The organism is Winogradskyella algicola, assembly GCF_005869935.1.
Taxonomy (GTDB): domain Bacteria; phylum Bacteroidota; class Bacteroidia; order Flavobacteriales; family Flavobacteriaceae; genus Winogradskyella; species Winogradskyella algicola.
This window is the reverse complement of the sequence record NZ_SZQF01000007.1, coordinates 115,780-136,522: the sequence shown is the minus strand read 5'-3', so window position 1 is coordinate 136,522 and position 20,743 is coordinate 115,780. Positions and strand designations below refer to the sequence as shown.

General features: G+C 32.5%; 19 protein-coding genes. 9 read left to right on the top strand and 10 right to left on the bottom strand.

Annotation, left to right across the window (positions count from 1 at the left end; translation table 11 throughout):
* Window positions 1-5: 5 nt before the first annotated feature.
* The 3 genes from FC091_RS11750 to FC091_RS11740 form a co-directional block, all read right to left on the bottom strand.
* The gene (locus FC091_RS11750; RefSeq protein WP_138434465.1) at window positions 6-1,361 is read right to left on the bottom strand and encodes a cytochrome ubiquinol oxidase subunit I; all 1,356 of its coding nucleotides are present in this window, start codon (window positions 1,359-1,361) and stop codon (window positions 6-8) included.
* 95 nt (window positions 1,362-1,456) lie between these two features.
* Window positions 1,457-2,794 (bottom strand): MBL fold metallo-hydrolase, encoded by a 1,338-nt coding sequence (locus tag FC091_RS11745; RefSeq protein WP_138434464.1) that lies wholly within the window; start codon window positions 2,792-2,794, stop codon window positions 1,457-1,459.
* An 81-nt stretch (window positions 2,795-2,875) separates the two neighbouring features.
* Window positions 2,876-3,535 carry a peroxiredoxin gene (locus FC091_RS11740; protein WP_138434463.1) on the bottom strand — a complete coding sequence of 220 codons (660 nt, stop codon included), beginning with the start codon at window positions 3,533-3,535 and terminating at the stop codon, window positions 2,876-2,878.
* 172 nt (window positions 3,536-3,707) lie between these two features.
* Between FC091_RS11740 and FC091_RS11735 the strand changes: the two genes are divergently transcribed.
* Together FC091_RS11735 and FC091_RS11730 are read left to right on the top strand one after the other, a co-directional pair.
* On the top strand, window positions 3,708-4,085 hold the full coding sequence (locus FC091_RS11735) for a hypothetical protein (RefSeq protein WP_138434462.1): 378 nt from the start codon (window positions 3,708-3,710) through the stop codon (window positions 4,083-4,085).
* Window positions 4,086-4,150: 65 nt separating this feature from the next.
* Complete coding sequence (locus FC091_RS11730; protein ID WP_138434461.1) at window positions 4,151-6,247, top strand: TonB-dependent receptor; 2,097 nt, start codon at window positions 4,151-4,153, stop codon at window positions 6,245-6,247.
* Window positions 6,248-6,380: 133 nt separating this feature from the next.
* Here FC091_RS11730 and FC091_RS15230 read toward each other — a convergent pair whose 3' ends face one another.
* From FC091_RS15230 to FC091_RS11700, 7 genes are all read right to left on the bottom strand, one after another.
* Window positions 6,381-6,527, bottom strand: a complete 147-nt coding sequence (locus tag FC091_RS15230; RefSeq protein ID WP_171032516.1) for a hypothetical protein — start codon at window positions 6,525-6,527, stop codon at window positions 6,381-6,383.
* Between the two features lie 140 nt (window positions 6,528-6,667).
* Complete coding sequence (locus FC091_RS11725; RefSeq protein WP_138434460.1) at window positions 6,668-7,930, bottom strand: NAD(P)/FAD-dependent oxidoreductase; 1,263 nt, start codon at window positions 7,928-7,930, stop codon at window positions 6,668-6,670.
* 259 nt (window positions 7,931-8,189) lie between these two features.
* The gene (gene trxA, locus FC091_RS11720) at window positions 8,190-8,486 is read right to left on the bottom strand and encodes a thioredoxin (RefSeq protein WP_138434459.1); all 297 of its coding nucleotides are present in this window, start codon (window positions 8,484-8,486) and stop codon (window positions 8,190-8,192) included.
* A 7-nt stretch (window positions 8,487-8,493) separates the two neighbouring features.
* Window positions 8,494-9,510 (bottom strand): c-type heme family protein, encoded by a 1,017-nt coding sequence (locus tag FC091_RS11715; RefSeq protein WP_138434458.1) that lies wholly within the window; start codon window positions 9,508-9,510, stop codon window positions 8,494-8,496.
* Between the two features lie 10 nt (window positions 9,511-9,520).
* The gene (locus FC091_RS11710; RefSeq protein WP_138434457.1) at window positions 9,521-9,859 is read right to left on the bottom strand and encodes a rhodanese-like domain-containing protein; all 339 of its coding nucleotides are present in this window, start codon (window positions 9,857-9,859) and stop codon (window positions 9,521-9,523) included.
* A 133-nt stretch (window positions 9,860-9,992) separates the two neighbouring features.
* On the bottom strand, window positions 9,993-11,408 hold the full coding sequence (locus FC091_RS11705) for an MBL fold metallo-hydrolase (RefSeq protein WP_138434456.1): 1,416 nt from the start codon (window positions 11,406-11,408) through the stop codon (window positions 9,993-9,995).
* Between the two features lie 71 nt (window positions 11,409-11,479).
* A complete protein-coding gene (locus FC091_RS11700; RefSeq protein ID WP_138434455.1) occupies window positions 11,480-12,280 on the bottom strand; it encodes a sulfite exporter TauE/SafE family protein in 801 nt (266 codons plus the stop codon).
* Between the two features lie 596 nt (window positions 12,281-12,876).
* Between FC091_RS11700 and FC091_RS11695 the strand changes: the two genes are divergently transcribed.
* The 7 genes from FC091_RS11695 (at window position 12,877) to FC091_RS11665 (ending at window position 20,578) form a co-directional block, all read left to right on the top strand.
* The gene (locus FC091_RS11695) at window positions 12,877-15,021 is read left to right on the top strand and encodes a S46 family peptidase (RefSeq protein WP_138434454.1); all 2,145 of its coding nucleotides are present in this window, start codon (window positions 12,877-12,879) and stop codon (window positions 15,019-15,021) included.
* A gap of 149 nt (window positions 15,022-15,170) precedes the next feature.
* Window positions 15,171-15,560, top strand: a complete 390-nt coding sequence (locus FC091_RS11690) for a MerC domain-containing protein (RefSeq protein ID WP_138434453.1) — start codon at window positions 15,171-15,173, stop codon at window positions 15,558-15,560.
* Between the two features lie 21 nt (window positions 15,561-15,581).
* Entirely contained in the window at window positions 15,582-16,781 is a 1,200-nt protein-coding gene (locus FC091_RS11685) for a GTP-binding protein (protein WP_138434452.1), read from the top strand.
* 62 nt (window positions 16,782-16,843) lie between these two features.
* The gene (locus tag FC091_RS11680; protein WP_138434451.1) at window positions 16,844-17,473 is read left to right on the top strand and encodes an ATP-binding cassette domain-containing protein; all 630 of its coding nucleotides are present in this window, start codon (window positions 16,844-16,846) and stop codon (window positions 17,471-17,473) included.
* Window positions 17,470-18,726: an ABC transporter permease gene (locus FC091_RS11675; protein WP_138434450.1), complete on the top strand. Its 1,257-nt coding sequence runs from the start codon at window positions 17,470-17,472 to the stop codon at window positions 18,724-18,726. The genes FC091_RS11680 and FC091_RS11675 overlap by 4 nt, the downstream gene beginning before the upstream one ends.
* On the top strand, window positions 18,716-19,153 hold the full coding sequence (locus FC091_RS11670) for a hypothetical protein (protein WP_138434449.1): 438 nt from the start codon (window positions 18,716-18,718) through the stop codon (window positions 19,151-19,153). Before FC091_RS11675 ends, FC091_RS11670 begins: the two co-directional genes overlap by 11 nt.
* Before the next feature lie 12 nt (window positions 19,154-19,165).
* Window positions 19,166-20,578 (top strand): alkaline phosphatase, encoded by a 1,413-nt coding sequence (locus FC091_RS11665; RefSeq protein WP_138434448.1) that lies wholly within the window; start codon window positions 19,166-19,168, stop codon window positions 20,576-20,578.
* The last annotated feature ends 165 nt before the right edge of the window (window positions 20,579-20,743 follow it).

Here is a 20,743-nt window from a genome sequence, read left to right as displayed (position 1 = left end):
TGCTTTTAAGTGTATTTTAAAAATTCGTCTGGGTTTTCGGCTTCATTATACGGTCCATGTTTTATTTTTTTATTTAGTGAATACATAAAAAGCAAAAACAATATTGTATAAACCACGAAAAATAAGATTAAGGAAAATAAAATTTGATTAGCAGAAACTTCTTGCGAAAAGGCCTCACTTGTTTTTAAGTGACCATAAACCACCCAAGGTTGTCTACCCATTTCGGCAGCAAACCAACCAACTTGATTTGCTATTTGAGGTAATAACACCGAAAATGCAAATATTTTAAGTAACCATTTTTTATCAAATAACTTTCCACGCCACCATAAATAAGAAGCATAAAGCGTTAATCCAATTAAAAACATACCAATAGAAATCATGATATGATAAAACTGAAATACAGCATTTACTTGTGTTGGGATTTCATCTTTTGGAAATGCATTTAAACCTTGAATTGGTTCTTCAAAATCTTGATGAACCAAAAATGATAAACCACCAGGAATACCTAATCCGGTAACTTTTTGCGATTCGTCATCTACCCAACCAAATAAATACAAATCAGCTGCTGAAGATTCATCATAATGGCCTTCCATAGCCGCTAATTTTGCAGGTTGGTTAACAGCTACACCATCAGCAGAACTATGTCCTGAAACTAATTGTGTTAGTGAAATAATTGTTGCTACCAACAATGAGATTTTAAAGGCTTTTTTAGAGATTTCTACATATCGTCCTTTCAATAAATAATACGCATGCACACTCAATACCATAAATGCACCAGCTAAAAATGCTCCTTGCCATACATGAATGATTCGATCTACACTCGAAGGATTAAAGACCATTTCCCAAAAATCAGTGACTTCTGCCCTAGCAGTTAATCCTTCACCAACAATATGGTATCCAGCTGGTGTTTGTTGCCAGCTGTTAGCTAGCACAATCCAAACTGCAGAGAACATAGATCCCAGAAATACACCTATAGTTGAAATGAAATGTACTTTTGGAGAAACGCGATTCCAACCGAAAATTAAAATCCCTAAAAAGGTACTTTCGAGGCCAAAAGCAAATAAACCTTCAGCGGCTAAAGCACTACCAAAAATATCTCCGACATATTTGGAATATACAGACCAATTGGTACCAAATTCAAACTCCATTATGATTCCAGTTGCAACACCAATACCAAAAGTTATGGCGAATATTTTCAACCAAAAACGCGTTAAAATTTCATACTGCTTTTGACCTGTTTTTAGATATAAACCTTCAAAAATCACCATAATTAAACCTATACCAATGCTTAAAGGAGGGTAGATATAATGGAACGCGACTGTGAAGGCAAATTGAATTCTGGCTAAGATTTCGGTATCCATGATTATGAATTTGTAGCAAAAATACGATTCAGTTTAGTCCTTATTTGTAATAAATATTACACAACTAAAACTTTAACATTATTTGGTTAATTATACTATTTAAAATTAGAAACTGCTTCACTTAAATCGTAAACCTTAATATCTTTTTTTAATTTAGAAATAATGCTACTTCCGGCAGCACTTCGATATCCTCCTGCACAATGCACTACTATTGGCTTATCTGTCGGAATATCCTTCTCCGAATCTCTTAATTCATTTAATGGGATAGAAATGGCACTATCAAAGATTTTACCCTCTTCTACTTCACTTTTATTTCTAATGTCTATTATGCTGTAATGGCCTGGATGACTTTTAAAATCATCTAAATCAATTTCATATGTAGATTCAAAAGTTGAATTACCCAAAGTTATTAAACCTAGAAGTTGTTTTTCATAACCAATTTTTGCTATTCTGTGGAGAATTTCGTCTTTATCTTCTACTGAATTTAAAACTACGTAGAATTGTTCTTCGGGTTGTACTATAGAACCTAACCAAGTTTCTAGTTTATCATTTTCGGTTTGAGCTATAATATTTATACTTCCAGCAATGTGATTCTTTTTAAAATCGTCTTGATTTCTAACATCAATAATTAAAGTATCGCTATCAAAATCTTCTACTCTAAAATGGAAATCTGGTTGTGCGATATTAGCTTCATAGTTATCTGCTCCAGTTTTATTAATATCTACATTAAAACCAAAGTACGAAGGAATAAATGGTTGATCTTTTAAAATATGTTCTACGAATTCATCCTCAGATAAATTTTTGAATGCCCAATTTTCTTGTCGTTCTCTACCTAAGGTACTTGAAGCATCAGTACTCATATTCTTTCCACATAATGAACCTGCACCATGAGCAGGATAGACTATGGTACTATCTGGCAAATGGCTGAATTTTGTTTGCATGGTCTGATACATGCTTTTGGCCAACTCTTCTCGTTTAGCTCTCATATTACCAGCTTTTTCGCGCAGATCTGGTCTACCTACATCACCAATAAATAAGGTATCGCCAGAAAACATTACATAATCATCATTCTTCTGAGCGATAATTGTAATACTATCTGGTGAATGTCCTGGTGTATTAATGGCGGAAAACACAGTTGTTCCTAAATGATATGTATCGCCATCATCAAAAGTTATGTGAGGATAATTAGCACCAACCAATTTACTAACAAAAATATCTGCTCCTGTTTCCTTATGAATTTGCAAATGGCTACTTACAAAGTCTGCGTGTGGATGCGTTTCGAAAACCGCTACGATTTTAGCATTATGCTGTTCGGCTAATTTATAATATGGTTTTGGATCGCGAGATGGATCTACTAAAGCCATCATATTATCACTAATTATAGCGTAAGAATAATGTGCTAAGGGTTTATCGTTGTATTGAATTATTGTCATTTTATTTTCTTTTTATAGTTACTTTTTAAAATAAAAAAAACGGTCTTAACTGCTAGAAAAGACCGATTTTTTAAGAGTATTTTATAAGTTTTTCTTAGCCAAATACCAATCTACTTTTTCTAGAGTATCATCATTAATTCTTTCATTTAACTCATCTAAAGTTTTTGGTGGTCCAACGATAACTTTATCACCTCTTTTCCAATCTAAAGGCATTGCAACTTTGTATTTATCTGAAGTTTGAAGTGCTTCTAAAGCTCTTAAAATTTCATCCATGTTACGACCTACATTTAATGGATAGTACATTATAAGACGTATTTTTTTACTTGGATCTATAAAGAACACAGCACGTACAGCAGCCGTTTCACTTTCGTTAGGTTGAAGCATTCCGTATAACTTAGATACTTTCATGTCTAAATCGGCAATAATTGGAAAATCAAAGTAAACACCTGTATTTTCTCTTACGTTTTGCACCCAACCTAAATGTGCATGTATACTATCTATACTTAGACCCATAAGTTCAGTATTAAGCGCATCAAACTCTGCTTTTCGCGTTGCAAAACCACTCATTTCTGTTGTGCAAACTGGTGTAAAATCTGCTGGGTGCGAGAACATTACTACCCATTTGTCTTTTGCAAAATCTGAAAACTTAATTTTTCCTTTTGTTGTTACTGCTTCAAAATCTGGTGCTTGATCGCCAATTCTTGGCATTGCATAAACTTTTTCTATTGTTTCTTCACTCATGATAAATTGTTATTTAGATAATTTATTCAAAAATAAAAAACAATAGCCTAAAGCTATGTAACGAATGTTACTTTAAGAGTAAAATGTAATAAAGAACTTTATCATGATATTTTGTAAAATTTATGACTAAAGTCAGTATGATAATTTTACAATAAGCATACTTTTGCAGCGCATGAAAATAGGTACGTACTTTCTTTCTATACTACTTGCTACTCTTATACTATCAAATAGTTTAAGAGTGTCTATTACCTATGCTTACTATAAACTTGATCCTATTGGGTTTATAGAAGCGCTTTGTGAAAATAAGAACAAACCAGAGTTACAATGTAATGGTAAATGTCACCTTAAAAAAGTAGCTGAATCGCAAGATAGCAATGAAAAAACACCAGAAAGTATTGTAGATTTTAAAGAGCTTATGTTAGTTTCTTATCCTAAAGAAGATATTAAGCAGCTTAATGAGTTTGTTCTTAAAAAACACGCACCAAATTGTTATAACAATCTATATTCTTATTTAGATACTGAAGATTGGTTTCATCCACCACGAGTATAATTTCCTTTTTTAAACGTAGATGATATCTACCCTTATTTTTTTTAAAAATTATAATTATACCATAAATGAAAACATTGTATAGTACACTGTTATGTGTACTACTCACTGCTGTGTCTTATGCTCAAAAAGAAACAGAGAAAGACACCTTAAATAAAAAAACAACAAAGCTAAATGAGGTTATAGTTACAGGAAATAAAAATACAGATCCTGTGCTAACAATAGTGTCCAACAAATATGTAGAGAATATTGTACAGCCCAAAAATGTAGCAGATTTATTCAATAATATTATTGGATTTTCTTCTATAAAACGAGGTAATTATGCCATTGACCCATCGTTTAGAGCGTCTCAATACGAACAGCTTAATATTCAATATGATGGTGGAACTAAAGCGATGCATGCTTGTCCAAACCGAATGGATCCTATTACAACACATATTATTCCTGAAGAAATTTCAAAAATTGAAATCATAAAAGGACCTTACACTGTTAGATACGGTGCTACGTTTGGCGGAGTCATTAACATGGTGACCGAAAAACCAAATTATTTAGATTATGGCTTACATGGCAAAATTTCTGGAGGCTACGAAAGCAACGGTAATTCTTTAGTGAATATGGCTCAATTTCAATACATACAAGAAAAATATGATATTGTCGCTAATGCTGGATACAGAGATTTTGGTAATTATGAAGATGGTGATGGTACAGAAATTCCATCGTCTTTTAGAAGTACCGATTATGGTGTAAAAGTTGGTTATAACTTTTCTGATAACCAACGTTTGCAGGCTCACTGGAGACAGTCTTTTGGTAGAGATGTTTTGCATGCTGCCTTACCTATGGATACAGACTATGACAACAGTAGTATTATCTCGCTAGACTATAAACTAGATAATATTGGTAAAATCATTAAATCTGTAAATGCAAAGGCCTACTACAGCTATGTAGATCATTTAATGACAAATACAAACAGGCCATCTTTTAATATGATGGAAGCAGCGTCTAATGTTGATGCTGTTACGACTGGTGGTAAAGTAGAATTACATTGGCAACCTGTAGAGAGTTTAAACATTTTTTCTGGTATCGATGTGCTTAATGTTGCCAGAGATGGTAATAGAGAACGTTTAGTAAAAATGATGAATGGAAATATGCTACCAGAACCAATGCTATTTACAGACAAGGTATGGCAAGATTCATACATCAATGATTTAGGTGTTTTTACTGAAGCTAAATACAGTGTTAGTCCAAGTACAATTCTAACAGCTGGTATTAGATATGACAACGTTGTTTCAGACATTAAAGATCCTGAAGCCGATTTTGAAGCCATGTATGATTTAGAGAAACGGACAGAGCATAACATAAGTGCTACCGTTTCTGTTAAGAAAATCGTTTCGGATAACTTTACACTAGAAGCAGCTTATGGTCGTGGTGTACGGTCTGCAAATATGATAGAGCGTTTTATTAATCATTTCAATGTTGGTCAAGATCCTTTTGAGTATGTTGGAAACCCTAACTTGAACGCTGAAGTTAATAACCAATTTGAAATCGGTTTTAAAGGCTATGAACCTCTAAAAAATGGCTTTGATGGTTTTAAGTATGAAGCATCATTTTACTATTCATTTTTTGAAAACTATATTGCTGCTGTTGTAGATGAAACTTTAGATCGTAAGTTTATGCCAATGGCACTACCTCAAAATGCTAAAGTGTTTAGAAATCTCGATGAGGCATATAAAACAGGTTTTGAAGCTAAAGCCGAATTAGATTTTCTTAATGACTATTTTGTAAAAGGTGAATTTGCGTATGTGTATGCAAAAAACAAAGATTTAAATGAGTCTTTACCTCTTACACCTCCTTTTACAACGCGTTTTTCAGCTGGTGTTAAAAAAGAAAAGTATTGGGCAAACCTACAATACAACTTAGTATCTCAGCAAAATAATATTTCAGAAAGTTTTGGTGAAACTACTACTAATGGCTATCAAACTTTAGATGCACGTATTGGTATTAATGCTTTTAAGAATTTTACTTTAGGAGTTGCAGTATTGAATGTTTTTGATGAAGCTTATAATAATCATCTCAATTTCTCATTTACCAATCAGGCTGATTTTGGTCGAGTACCAATTACTGAACCTGGTCGTAATTTTTCAGCATTTCTACAATATAGATTCTAAACTTAACCTAGTTATAACAATAAAAAGAGGCTCGATTTTTATAATCAAGCCTCTTTTTTTAGCCCAAAATTCAAGAAGAATTTCAAAATATTACACAGCTTAAAAACCATGCAATACATAAAGTTAAATTAGTTTAGTTAGTTTCGTTGCTGTCGCTTTTCTTTTTTCCGCTTGTCATAAAATTAATAAGTACGCCTACTAAAATTACGCAGACTAAAGCAAACACTGCAATCATTATTACTCCGTTGCTGTGATCGTATATTAGTAAAGAGTTGTTCATTGGTTATACTATTTATCATTTACAAAAGCTAAAGTAGCTTCAAAATTTTAAACTAAAGATGACTTTTGTCAGTAAATAAAAAAAGCATCTCAAAAAAAAAGATGCTATCAGTGGCTATTCATCAAACTTAAAGAGGATGGCTACACCTCTTTTCCCTTCATCATTTTATTCCAGTATAAATAAGGTAATCCATATTTTTTTAGCATCCATAATCTCCAGTGCTCTTTCTCACTGTTAAAGACTAACATTTGTTTTAATTTAGGATCTGGAATAAAATTATTGTCATAATCAAATTCGGCTAAGATCATTTTACCATAACCTGTCACTAACGGACAAGAAGAATAGCCATTATAAGATTTGTTTCCTTTTTTATCGTAAGCAATTAACTGACGAATATTATCAGAAACTACAGGCACTTGTTTGCGTATGGCTGCACCTGTTTTTGCAGTTGGTAATGCTGCCACATCACCTAAACCAAATATGTTTGGATATTTGTTATGCTGTAATGTATGTATATCTACATCTAACCAATCTGCATCATTAACTAACGATGATTCTTTTACAAATTTTGGTGAAGTTTGAGGTGGCGCTAAGTGAAGCATATCGAATGGCATTTCAATAATTTGCTCACCAGACATCACTTCTCTTAGTTCATTATCTTCATTAATTACGCATTTATTTTCACCAGTACCAACACCTTTAAAAGTTACCATTTGGTTTTCGCCATCAATTTTTACTGGTGTGTAAAATGGTTTAAAATGAATGCCATATTTACTAATAACCTGCATTAAACTCTCTCTAATTTCCTTAACTCCAAAAATTACAGAACCAGGTGTTGCAAAAACCACATTACTCTTATTTTTAAGACCATTCTTTTTAAAATAGTCAGCTGCTAAATATGCTATTTTTTGTGGTGCTCCACCACATTTAATTGGTGTTGTAGGTTGTGTAAAAACTGCATTACCGCCTTTAAAATTTCTTAAAACTTCCCATGTATGTTTTGGGTTCGTATAATTACTACACACTACACCTTTTCCTAAAGATTCTGTTAAACCTTCTATGAGTGATGTATCCATTACCAATCCAGGAGATACAATTAAATAATCGTAAGTAATATCACCACTTTCTTTTGTCGATACCGAATTTTGTTCAGGATTAAAACCTGTTGCATAATCTTTAATCCAATCCACACCTTTTGGCATAACAGTAGACATTGGTCGTTTTGTGTTTTCAAAATCGTAGGCTCCACCACCTACAAGCGTCCATGCTGGTTGGTAATAATGCCACTCAGCTGGCTCTATTAAACCGATGTCTAATGATTTATCTTTGGCTAATAAGTTGGCAGAAGTCATAATGCCTCCTGTACCTCCACCAATTACTAATATTTGATAATGAGATTTCATGAAATGTACTAGATTTAGTTAGTGTTAGTTAAATATCAATCCGTTTAAAATTAAAGGGTTTTAACTTAAAAAATGTAACTATTGTTACACAAACACTCTCTTAATCGATTAATGATTAAAAATTTAATTAGTTTTTTACGTTAAACGCAAAATATTACCTCTTTGATTAATGATTAGAAAAAAATATTATCTATTGTAATGTTTAGCCTATTAAATCGAAAAAAGAAGTAGGCTTTTTTTTAGGCGACTTAGTTGAATTTTAGTCGTTACCGGTAATAATATTTATAAGGTCGTCTTTTTGAAGCAGACCAGATTGTCGCCATACTTGCTCACCATTTTTGAACAACATTAGGGTTGGCACTCCTCTAACCTGATACTTAGCAGCTAAAGATTGATTTTTATCAACATCAATTTTTATAATAGAGACTCTGTTACCAAGATTATCTTTTACTTGCTTTAAGATAGGTGTCATCATTTTACATGGTCCGCACCACTCTGCAAAAAAATCTACAAGGACCAATTTGTCTTTATTGATTAATTCTGAAAACTTGCTCATTACTATTTTAATTCTTTTTGAAAGATACATTCCAGATACCTCTTACCTGATTTTCGGAATACCCTTTGGCTTTATCTTCGGGATATAGTAAAGATAATGATTTTAAAACATCTGGTTTAATATTAGTTTCTGGCTTGCCATGACATTGAAGACACATTGTATTTGTTACAATTGGGTAATATACACGAACATCGTCCTCTGTTTCTTTTACTATTGGACTAATTTCTTTTTTATCTTCAACCAATGTTTTAAATGTTTTGATGTATTCTAACTCTTCTGAATTGGCTTTGTTTTTTGGGTTTCGAGGTTTGTCGCTTACACGTTTTATGCTTGCATTATGAACCACTGCCATGCTATCGGTTAATGGATATGCTCTAACATTACAAAACTCTAAGGCTTCTAATGTTCCTTTTTTTTGAATTGTACCCATAAGGTTTTTACCCAACACAGCTTTTGTGGTTAAAGCATACTTTAGACCTCTTTCACCATAAGGTAAATCTTGGTAGTTGGTTTGTGCTTGTTGCTTATGTTTTCTTTTACCATGTCCCATGCCTTTACCTTTACCTTGACCATTTCCGTTGTGTTTCCCTTTTTCTTCATTAAAATGCTCTTCAAACCATTCTGGTTGATCGATCTCAAAATCATACATATAATCTGCAATTTTCTCAATGGTTTCTTCTGGAAAAGCTTGTTTTGGCATAACTCCAAAGCGTCTTACAGCGCCACGCATCTTAGCATCGGTTTCGTTTGGATTCTTTATCCAAGCTTGCATGTCTGCAATAAATTGCTCTTTTGTAGTTGAATCATCAATATAATGTCTTTTTATGGCTACCATTGGCGGCCCAATTCTATCGTCGTGGCTAGCTGTTGGACTATGGCAAACGTAACAATTGGTTTCCATCAATTTTTTGCCTGGATGACTATTAGCCAACTTAGATTTTTCAAATGCCGATAATTCTTTTTTATCAGAGTTATTACAACTCAAAATAAAAATAGATGCCAAAAGTACTACAGTATATTTCATAAGTGACTCATTAATAATTAATTATTCCGCCTTTTAAATCATAAATTTCAGTAAACCCCATAGCTTCTAACTTTTTAGACGTTTGTCTACTTCTACTTCCACTTCGGCAGTATACATAGACTGCTTTATCCTTATTCAATTTATTAAACTCAACGTTGAACTTTCCAGAGAAAAAATCTATGTTTTTTGCACCCTTTATATGACCACCTTTAAACTCAGCTGGTGTTCTGACATCTATCAATTGCACATTTTTGTTTTCAACCTGCGCTTTAAATTCTTCTGGTAATAATAACTTTATAACATCGCTTTGTGATGTTTTAGAACCAAATAATGAAGCGAAAAATGACATAAGAATAGTTTTAAGAATTAATTTAATAAACATTATAAAATTAGTAGTTAAATTTTTGGCAAAGGGTAACCTATGTTACACAAAAAAAGCATGTGCTATATATAGCACATGCTTAACTAATTAAACTATGGATTTATTTTAAAGTTGAAGGGCAAACATAATCCGTTCTTGGGATGTCTGTTTTTTTAATGGCGCCATAACCGCCTGCTATATCCACCAAATTATGAATTCCTCTACTTTTTAATATTGAAGCGGCAATTACTGAGCGATATCCGCCAGCACAATGCACATAGAAGGTTTTATCTTCTGGGAATTCGCTTAGGTAATTATTTAAATAATCTAGTTGAGTGTTTTTAGCTCCATCTACATGTTCGGCAATATACTCACCTTCCCTTCTAACGTCAAAAACAACATCTTTTTTATCCTCAAAATCTTTTGCAAATTCTTCAGCAGGAATTGAAGTTATGGTGTCGATTTCCATATTAGCATTTTTCCAAGCTTCGAAACCTCCATCCAAGTAGCCTACAACATTATCAAATCCAACTCTAGATAATCTGGTAATCACCTCTTCTTCTCTGCCCTTTGGTGCAACTAATAATATGGGCTGGGTAACATCTACGATCAATGCTCCTACCCATGGTGCAAAATTACCATCGATACCAATGAAAACAGAACGTGGAATGTGTCCTATAACAAACTCTGATTGATGTCGAACATCCAATACAATAGCTTCGGTTTCGTTTGCAGCAGCTTCAAAAGCTTTTGGTGATAACGGATTTTGAGCCTTATCCATAACCTTATCAAAGCTCTCGTAACCCTTAATATTCATTAGTACATTCTGAGGAAAGTATCCTGGCGGTTCTGTTAAACCGTCTAAAAGTTCTTCTATGAACTCTTCTCTGGTCATGTCTGCTCTAAGTGCGTAATTAGTTTTCTTCTGGTTACCAAGTGTGTCAGTAGTTTCTTTACTCATGTTTTTACCACAAGCAGAACCTGCACCGTGATTAGGATACACTATTAAATCGTCACTCAACGGCATTATTTTATTGCGCAAGGAATCGTATAGCAAAGATGCTAACTTATCCTGAGTAAGTTCAGCAATGACCTTTTGTGCTAAGTCTGGCCTACCTACATCACCAATAAATAAGGTATCTCCTGTAACAATACCATGCTCTTTACCGTTTTCATCTATGAGTAAGTAAGTCGTACTTTCCATTGTGTGACCTGGCGTGTGAATAACCTTTACCTTGTAATCTCCTACTTCAAAAATCTGATTGTCTTCTGCAACTATAGCTTCATAATTAGGCTTTGCAGTTGGACCAAATACAATTTTAGCACCTGTTTTTTCTTTTAGATCTAAGTGACCAGAAACAAAATCCGCATGGAAATGCGTCTCAAAAATGTATTTGATTTTTGCATCATCCATTTTGGCTCTATTAATGTAAGGTTGAACCTCACGTAATGGATCAAAAATTGCAGCTTCACCATTGCTTTCAATGTAATATGCTGCGTGAGCTAAGCATCCTGTATAAATCTGTTCTATTTTCATAATTATTTTGGTTAATGTGAATAAATTTCACTTAAATTACTAATATTTAAAAAATTGAGTTGTAACAAAAGTTACATTGTTAATTCCTTATAAATAATGTAAATACCCATTACCAACACAAACCATCCGAAGCCCTTTTTTAGCTTTTTACCTTCAATAAAATTAGAAAGGTAAATCCCTAAAAATATACCGACTACAGATATTGATGTAAAAATTAAAAGGAATATCCAGTCAATGTCTAAATTTTCAACATCACCAATAAAACCAATCAATGATTTAATGGCAATAATAAGTAACGATGTGGCTACAGCTTTTTTCATTGGTAGTTTGGCCAATAACACCAAAGCTGGAATAATTAAAAATCCACCTCCAGCACCTACGATTCCTGTTATAACACCAACGATTACACCTTCAGTAACAATTAAAGGATAGTTAAAAACTATTACGGAATCAGAAACTGCTTTAGCCTTTTTGTTCTTAATCATGGATACAGATGCAACAAGCATAACGATAGCAAAAAATATCATTATACCTATATTCTTTGTTACTAAAAAGTCTCCAACACTAAACAGTTCATCAGGGATTGCAGGCATCAAATATTTTCTGGTAATGTATACTGCAATAAAGGCTGGAATAGCAAAAACAATGGCTGTTCTAAAATCCACTAAGCCTTTTTGTATATTTCTAATGGCACCAACCAAAGAAGAAACACCAACTACAAAAAGGGAGTAGGCTGTTGCAGTAACAGGATTTACAAATAGTAAATAGACCAAGATAGGAACGGTTAAAATAGAGCCTCCACCACCTATAAGCCCAAGAACAACTCCAATAAATAAAGCTCCGATATAGCCTAAAATTTGATTTAAATCCATAAATAATTTAGTTAGTGAGATCTCAAAACTAATAGAGAACTCCCCTTATATGCGTAACAATTGTTACAATGTAGTAATTGCATTACAAACAAACAGATGATGCCCATCTATTTTTATTTATTTTTTCTGTACTACAGAATATTCATAATTTATCCCATAGATTTTTAATTCAACTTTTTACCTTTTAATAAATGTTTTTGTTGATGAAAATAGATGGCTTGGGAAAAATGAAATATGCTAAATCTACTAATATTAGCAGTGGTGTGTTTAATAATAAAAAGTACCTAATTTGGAGAATATTAAAAGAATTTAAGTAATGTTAAGTCTTGATATATTACTCTGATTCATAAATGGTAATGGTATGTAGTAATCAAAAATGAACTTGTGAAGTAGAACTGGTTAAAGATTTTTAACCGCAACTATGTTGCAATAATTAATATTTAATTATTTTTACAAACAAATTTGATTTTTTAATTCGATAATCACATAGAGATAAAAGCTAACCTAATTTAAAAATTAGTCTTCTCAGCAGCTATCCAAAATAGAATTTTGAATTTAAATCTAACAAAACTTATTATCATTAATCTAACTATTTTATGAAAAAAACAAGCTTACTACTATTTGCTTTTTTAATGACACTTCCAGCAACATTATTTGCTAACGAAGGCATGTGGTTTTTAATGCATATTAAACGCTTAAATGAGCGCGATATGCAAAAAATGGGACTTCAATTAACTGCTGAAGAAATATACAGCATTAATAATCAAAGTCTTAAAGATGCCATTGTACAATTCAATGGAGGTTGTACAGCAAGTATTATTTCAGAAAACGGACTTGTATTAACTAATCACCACTGTGGTTACGATGCAATCGCAGAACTTTCTACAGAAGAAAAAAACCATCTGAAAAACGGTTATTGGGCTAAAACTTTACAAGACGAACTTAAACCAGAAAGTTTATACGTAAGATTCTTTGTAAGAATGGATGATGTATCTGAGCGTATTTTATCTCAAGTTAATGATACAATGACAGAAAAAGAAAGAGAAGCTGCCATTAACAAAGAAATAGCTAAAATAGAACAAGAAAATAACGAAGGTGGTAAATATACGGTTTCTGTACGCTCGTTTTATCAAGGGAATGAGTTTTACTACTTTGTTTACGAAGATTACAAAGATGTAAGATTAGTCGGAACACCATCAGATAAGGTTGGAAAATATGGAGGAGACACAGATAACTGGGAATGGCCAAGACATACAGGTGATTTCTCTTTATTTAGAGTTTATGCAGATGCTGATGGCAATCCTGCAGAATACTCAGAAAACAATGTACCGCTAAAAGCTAAGTATCACTTACCTGTAAATATTGGCGGTGTTGAGGAAAATGATTTTGCTATGATTTTAGGTTATCCTGGTAGAACAAACCGTTGGATGCCTGCTGAAGGTATAGAGCAAAATGTCAATTATGCTTATCCTGCTTGGGTAGAAGCCTCTAAATTGAGTATGGATGTAATGAAAAAGTACATGGATGAAGATGCTTCAATCAACCTAATGTATGCTTCAAAATATGCTGGAATTGCCAATTATTGGAAAAATAGACAAGGCATGATAGATGCACTAACAGCTCATAAAACTGCTGAAACCAAACGTAAGGTAGAAAATAAATTTAACAAATGGGCCAATAAAAAAGCTAATAAAGCAACTTATGGCAACGTTATTTCTAACATCAATAACTATTATAGCCTTACAAATAATAAAGCACAGCACGATAATTACTTAATGACATTGTTACGCTCTAGTAAATTTACTATTTTACCTTATAGAATTGGTAAAGGATTAGAATCTTACGTCGATGCTAACGAGGCTGCTCGTAAAAATTTAATGCCAAGATTAAACGCGTTTATCGAAAGCAGTTACACCAATTACCACTTGCCTTTAGAAAAAGAAGTTTTAGCAGAACAACTAAAACTGTATGCTTCAAAATCTAATTATCAATTACCAGAAATAGTTGCTAATATTGCCAAAGACGGTGATTTTACAGATTATGTAAATTCAATTTTCGAATTAAGCATTTTCACTTCAAAAGAACGTGCCGAAGCCTTCTTAAAATATCCTAACAAAGAGCTCTTAGTTAATGATCCTTTGTTTTTATTATCATCACAACTTTTAGACAAATACAGAGAACAACCAGAAGATTTAGTTCAACCAGAAAATGATTTTCAGAAATCATTTAGATTATTAGTAGATGGGTTACGCAAATCTGGATTAAGTGATATCAGATATCCAGATGCAAACTCAACATTACGTTTAACATATGGTAAAGTAAGAGCTCTACCTAAAGATCCTACAAATGATGCAAGTATTAATAACTACACAACCTTAAAAGGTATGGTTAAAAAGTACAAACCAAATGATAGTGAGTTTGATTTATCTCAAGATATGTTAGACATATACAAAAAGAAAGATTATGGTAGATATGCCAATAGCAAGGGAGAATTACCTGTAAACTTTTTATCAGATAATGATATTACAGGCGGAAATTCTGGTTCACCTGTTTTAAATGGTAAAGGAGAATTAATTGGTTTAGCTTTTGATGGTAACATAGAAGCTATGGCTGGTGACGTAATCTTCGATTCTAATTTACAGCGAACTATTAATGTAGATATCAGATATGTACTATGGCTTATAGATAAATATGCTGGCGCAACTCATATTGTTGATGAACTAAGCATCGTAGAAAACTAATAATTAATTATTATAAAATTTGAAAAGCAGCTATTTAAGGCTGCTTTTTTTATTTTTTAATCTTACAAATAAAATATAAATGCTATGAAACTATTTTTAATTAAATTTTCTAATGCAACATTTTTGCATTAATATTAATAATTCTTAGTATGAATATTAAGTCCAAAACTTTAGATATTGTAGCAATCACAAGCTCCATAATTTGTGCAATTCATTGCGCAGCTATACCAATAGTAATATCATTTTCATCACTAAGTAGTTTGCATTTTTTAACTAATCCATATGTAGAAAGGTCATTTATTAGTCTAGCCATTATCTTTGTATTGGTATCACTATGGCCTAGCTACAAAAATAGTCATGGTAAAACTAAACCTCTCTTTTTAGCGCTCATCGGTTTTATTTTTATAGCTCTTGGTAGAATTGAAATTACAGAGCTTTGGGAAGTAATTACTACTGTAGTTGGAGCATTATTAGTATCTGCTGCACATTTTTTTAATTGGAGACTTTTAAAGACCAAAGACACAACGCATCAACATTAATTTAATAAAATAAAAACTCACATGAAAAAACTACCTGTAAATGTACTCAGCGGCTTTTTAGGGGCTGGTAAAACAACGTTACTTAATCATATCCTTCATAATAAAGAAGGATTAAAGGTTGCAGTTATCGTTAATGATATGAGTGAAGTTAATATCGATGCCCAACTTGTTGAAAACGAAAATACACTTTCTCGTACAGAGGAAAAATTAGTAGAAATGTCTAACGGATGTATCTGTTGTACGCTTCGTGAAGATCTTATGGTAGAAGTTGAAAAACTGGCCAAAGAACAAAAATTTGATTATTTAATAATTGAAAGCACAGGTATATCAGAACCTATTCCAGTAGCACAAACCTTTAGTTTTGAAAGTGAAGACGGACAAATAGATTTAAGTGGCTTTAGCTATGTAGATACTATGGTTACTGTAGTAGATGCCTTTAATTTTTTGAAAGATTTTTCTAGTCCACAATATTTAACAGATAGAAACCTAACTGATATTGAAGGAGACGATCGCACCATAGTTAATTTGCTTACAGACCAAATAGAGTTTGCCAATGTCATCTTATTGAATAAGACCGATTTGGTCAAAGAATCTGATTTAAGAAATCTTTACGACATTATACACAAGCTAAATCCAGAAGCCAAAATAATACCAACCAATCATTCAAAAGTAAACTTAAATGAAGTCATCGACACAGGTTTATTTGATTTTGAAAAAGCTGAAGCTTCAGCCGGTTGGATTAAAGAATTAGAAAACGAGCACATACCAGAAACTGAAGAATATGGTATTGGATCGTTTGTGTTTAGAACAAAACTACCATTTCATCCAGATCGCTTTTTAGATTTTGTTCAAAACAAATTTCCTAGCAATATTATAAGAAGTAAAGGGTTATTCTGGTTAGCATCACGACCTGACCAAGCATTAATTTGGAGCACAGCAGGTGGATCTATTAAAGCAGATCCTGCTGGTGTATGGTGGGCATCAATGCCATTTTCTGAGCGTATTAATTATGCGTCTTTTGTAAACAACCAACAGCACATAGAGTCTGACTGGGTAACACCTTTTGGAGATAGAAAGATTGAACTGGTTTTTATAGGTCAATACTTAGATGTTGAGAACATCACAAAACAACTAGAACAATGTCTTTTAAATGATAAAGAATTAATCGATTGGGAAAGTGGAAATTTTCAAATCTCTGATGCTTGGCCAATAGCTAATTAATATATTTAAGCTCAAAACACTTATGAAGTCAAGTCATTTAATAAAATAGAAAGTAATAATTAATGATCAAAACCAAAAATCTAACATTTCAATATAATAGTAATGGTGAACTATTTCATTTTCCAGATATAGATTTACCAGATGAAGAATCTCTTTTAATTTTGGGTAAATCTGGCATTGGAAAAACCACATTACTGCATTTAATTGCAGGTTTGTTGCAACCCAAATCAGGTTCAGTAACTATTGATAATGTTAGTCTTCAAACCTTAAAAAATAAAAAATTAGATCAATTTATTGGTAAGCATATTGGTTTGGTTTTTCAGAAAAATTATGCAAATCGTTCATTGAATGTTATAGAAAACCTGCAAGCAAGATTGTATTTCAGTAAGCAAAAACAAAACAAATCTCATATAGAAAATCTTTTAAAAACGTTAAATATAATAGAGTGTAAAACCAAAAAAATTAATGAATTAAGTGAAGGTCAATTACAGCGGTTAGGCATTGCTTTATCTGTTGTGCATCAACCAAAAGTTATTTTGGCAGATGAACCAACAGCAAGTTTAGATGATGATAACTGCAAAATTGTTTTGCAATTATTATTACAACAATCAAAGTTAAATAATGCCAACCTTATTGTTATTACGCACGACCAAAGAGTAAAACCAATGTTTAAGAATATACTTGAGCTATGAACATTTGGAAAATTTCCATAAAAAATCTGTTTCACAAACCTTTATACACGGTTTTAAGTATACTCTCGCTCACTATAAGTATTGCGTTGCTTATTAGCATTAAGCAACTAGATACGTCTGTTAAGCAACAGTTTGAAAATAATTTAGGAAATATTGATATGGTTGTTGGTGCAAAAGGTAGTCCGTTGCAGTTGGTACTGGCTTCTGTACTTCATATTGATAATCCAACAGGAAACATTGTATACAAAGACGCAAAGAAATTAGCCAGAAATCCACTTATAAAAACAGCAGTCCCAATTTCGTATGGAGATAATTATAAGGGTTATAGAATTGTAGGAACAACTGATGCTTTTGTAAAACTTTATGATGTTAAAATCACTAAAGGAAAAGATTTTAACAAACCTATGGAAGCTGTTTTAGGTTATGATGTTGCCCAAAAGACAAGATTAAAGTTAGGTGATACATTTTTAAGTTCTCATGGATTTAATGATGATATGGGGCACGAACATCCTGAAACTTTTATTGTTGTTGGCATATTCGAACAAACTCATAAAGTCATAGATAGACTAATTACAACACCATTAGAAAGTATTTGGGATGTACACAATCATCACTCTGAGGAAGATGGTCATGCTGAAGAAGGACATCATCACGATGATGAAGAGCACCATCATGATGAAGAGCATCACCACGAAGAAGAGGATAACAAACAAATAACCTCAATGTTGGTTAAGTTTAGAAATCCGATAGGATTAATAACTATTCCCAGACAGGTCAATGAAAAAACAGCAATGCAAGCCGCAATTCCTAAATATGAAATGGAACGTCTTTTCAATTTTACAGGTATTGGTGTAAAAGCCATTTCGTGGATTGCTTATATCATATTGTTTATTTCTAGCATTATCATTTTTATCAATTTGTATAAAATGGTAAAAGAACGTGCTTTTGATTTGGCACTTTTAAGAACTTATGGAGCAAGTAATTTTCAGCTTATAAAAATTGTGGCAATAGAAGGTTTTATTACAAGCATTATAGCTATTGTGTTTGGGGTATCGCTATCACAATTAGGCTTGCTCTATATATTCAATGTATTAGGCAAGCAATATCAACAAAGCATTCCATCGACTCTAGAATTTTATAATGTATTTCAAATCATTTTGTGGGTATTGCTAGTTGTGGTTGTGGCTATTTTATTTGCTGTAATTCCAATTTTAAAAATGAATGTTTCAAAAATATTAACTGATGAAAAATAAATTCATATTAGTGCTATTGGTATTAAGTTCTAGCTTTTGTATAGCACAAGAGAAAATTACTTGGCAAGATTTAGCAGATGTAAAGTTTACTGATAAATACTTTCCTGAATTTGAAGAATATTTTATGTATCCAAACTTTGGAGATGAAATAAAAACTTTTGATGGTAAAAAAGTTCAATTGAAAGGTTATTTTCTAAACATTTCGCCAGAAGATGGTCTTTACATTTTATCTAAGGCACCAATGGCAATGTGTTTTTTCTGCGGAATGGGAGGACCAGAAACAGTGGTTGAACTACAGTTAAAAAATAATCCAAAATTAAAAACTGATGATATTGTCTCTGTAACCGGTACTCTAAAATTAAATAGCGAAGATGTTAACCACCTTATCTACATTCTGTCGGACTGTACGATTGAAAAAGTAAAATAAAAATCAATCAAAATGAAAAGAAGAGATTTTTTCAAAAACGGTACTTTAACAGCTTTAGGTATTTCGTTCCTCAGTCCTTTAGCATCTTATAGTACACCTAGTTTAGATACTAATTTTAAGAATAAAAAGGCGAAAAATATCATACTGTTGGTAAGTGATGGTATGAGTATTGGCACGCTAAACATGGCAGATTTAATGCTTCGAAGAAAAATGGGTTTCTCTAGTAATTGGCTTAATTTATATAACGAAAATAAAGTCTCTCGTGCCTTAATGGATACAGCTTCTGCCAGTTCTATTGTTACAGATTCTGCAGCTGCTAGCTCGTCTTGGGGAGGAGGACATCGTGTTAATAATGGTTCTCTAAACGTTGGTGCTAATGGTGAACATTTTATGCCGTTGTGGCAAAAATTTAAAAAAGCTGGAAAAAAGGTAGGAATTGTTACTACTGTACCAGCTACACATGCAACATCAGCAGGTTTTTGCATTAATTCCAAATCAAGAAACGCTCAAGAAAAAATAGCAGAAATGTACTTAGAGCAAAAAATTGATGTCGTAATGGGATCTGGAAATAAATACTTCTCTTCTCAAAAGCGAAAGGACAATAAAGACATGTACACAGCTTATGAAAATACTGGTTACCAAATTTCTAAAAATAGAAATCAATTAAAAAATCTAAGTAATAATAAGCCCATTTTAGGTGTTTTTGGAGAAAATTCTTTGCCTTATAGTGTGGATAGAGATAATGATAGTGATTTAAGTACGGCCTACCCTACTTTAGCAGAAATGACCCAAAAAGCAATTGATAATTTAAAAAATCATTCTAATGGTTTTACACTTATGGTTGAAGCCGGCAAGGTAGATTGGGCAGCACACGGGAATGATATTTCAGCATTAATTTATGATCAAATAGCTTTTGATGACGCTGTAAAAACTGCAATAGATTTTGCCGAAAAAGATGAAAACACATTAGTTATTATTACTACAGATCACGGTAATGCCAATCCTGGTGTTATTTATGGAAAAGGTGCTAATGACAATTTTGATTCCATTCAAACGTACAAACATTCTAATGAGTGGATTTTAAATGGATTTACCCAAGATTCAACCGTTTCGCAAGTTAAAGAGCGAATTGCCTATGCCAACAACTTTGCAGTAACAGACGAAGAAGCTAAATCTATTGTAAGTTATTATGATGGTCTAAATAGTGAAAATGGTTTGTACAACCCAAGGCACTTACCTTTTGAAGTTTTGGGAAACGTACAGAAAAAACATAATTCCGTAGGCTGGATTAGTATGCATCATTCAGCAGATTATGTAGAGTTGGCTATGTACGGCCCTGGAAGTGAATCGTTAAAACCATTTATTAAAAATACAGATTTATATTATCTAATGCTACAAGCAGCAGAAGTTGAGAATAGCTTTTAATTGTAAATAAAAAGGTAATTACTTCCCAATACAATATTTAACTACCCTTGTATTCATTGGTGCTATTGTATTTGGGCAACAAATAGCATACAAAAAATGGATAATAAGAGAAGATTAGTAACAACTATTAATAAATAGAGCAACAAATATAGCATAAAAAAAACC

Coding starts and splice junctions, on each gene's coding strand:
- FC091_RS11750 (WP_138434465.1), bottom strand. CDS start 1,361: ATGGATACCGAAATCTTAGCCAGAATTCAATTTGCCTTCACAGTCGCG.
- FC091_RS11745 (WP_138434464.1), bottom strand. CDS start 2,794: ATGACAATAATTCAATACAACGATAAACCCTTAGCACATTATTCTTAC.
- FC091_RS11740 (WP_138434463.1), bottom strand. CDS start 3,535: ATGAGTGAAGAAACAATAGAAAAAGTTTATGCAATGCCAAGAATTGGC.
- FC091_RS11735 (WP_138434462.1), top strand. CDS start 3,708: ATGAAAATAGGTACGTACTTTCTTTCTATACTACTTGCTACTCTTATA.
- FC091_RS11730 (WP_138434461.1), top strand. CDS start 4,151: ATGAAAACATTGTATAGTACACTGTTATGTGTACTACTCACTGCTGTG.
- FC091_RS15230 (WP_171032516.1), bottom strand. CDS start 6,527: ATGAACAACTCTTTACTAATATACGATCACAGCAACGGAGTAATAATG.
- FC091_RS11725 (WP_138434460.1), bottom strand. CDS start 7,930: ATGAAATCTCATTATCAAATATTAGTAATTGGTGGAGGTACAGGAGGC.
- trxA (WP_138434459.1), bottom strand. CDS start 8,486: ATGAGCAAGTTTTCAGAATTAATCAATAAAGACAAATTGGTCCTTGTA.
- FC091_RS11715 (WP_138434458.1), bottom strand. CDS start 9,510: ATGAAATATACTGTAGTACTTTTGGCATCTATTTTTATTTTGAGTTGT.
- FC091_RS11710 (WP_138434457.1), bottom strand. CDS start 9,859: ATGTCATTTTTCGCTTCATTATTTGGTTCTAAAACATCACAAAGCGAT.
- FC091_RS11705 (WP_138434456.1), bottom strand. CDS start 11,408: ATGAAAATAGAACAGATTTATACAGGATGCTTAGCTCACGCAGCATAT.
- FC091_RS11700 (WP_138434455.1), bottom strand. CDS start 12,280: ATGGATTTAAATCAAATTTTAGGCTATATCGGAGCTTTATTTATTGGA.
- FC091_RS11695 (WP_138434454.1), top strand. CDS start 12,877: ATGAAAAAAACAAGCTTACTACTATTTGCTTTTTTAATGACACTTCCA.
- FC091_RS11690 (WP_138434453.1), top strand. CDS start 15,171: ATGAATATTAAGTCCAAAACTTTAGATATTGTAGCAATCACAAGCTCC.
- FC091_RS11685 (WP_138434452.1), top strand. CDS start 15,582: ATGAAAAAACTACCTGTAAATGTACTCAGCGGCTTTTTAGGGGCTGGT.
- FC091_RS11680 (WP_138434451.1), top strand. CDS start 16,844: ATGATCAAAACCAAAAATCTAACATTTCAATATAATAGTAATGGTGAA.
- FC091_RS11675 (WP_138434450.1), top strand. CDS start 17,470: ATGAACATTTGGAAAATTTCCATAAAAAATCTGTTTCACAAACCTTTA.
- FC091_RS11670 (WP_138434449.1), top strand. CDS start 18,716: ATGAAAAATAAATTCATATTAGTGCTATTGGTATTAAGTTCTAGCTTT.
- FC091_RS11665 (WP_138434448.1), top strand. CDS start 19,166: ATGAAAAGAAGAGATTTTTTCAAAAACGGTACTTTAACAGCTTTAGGT.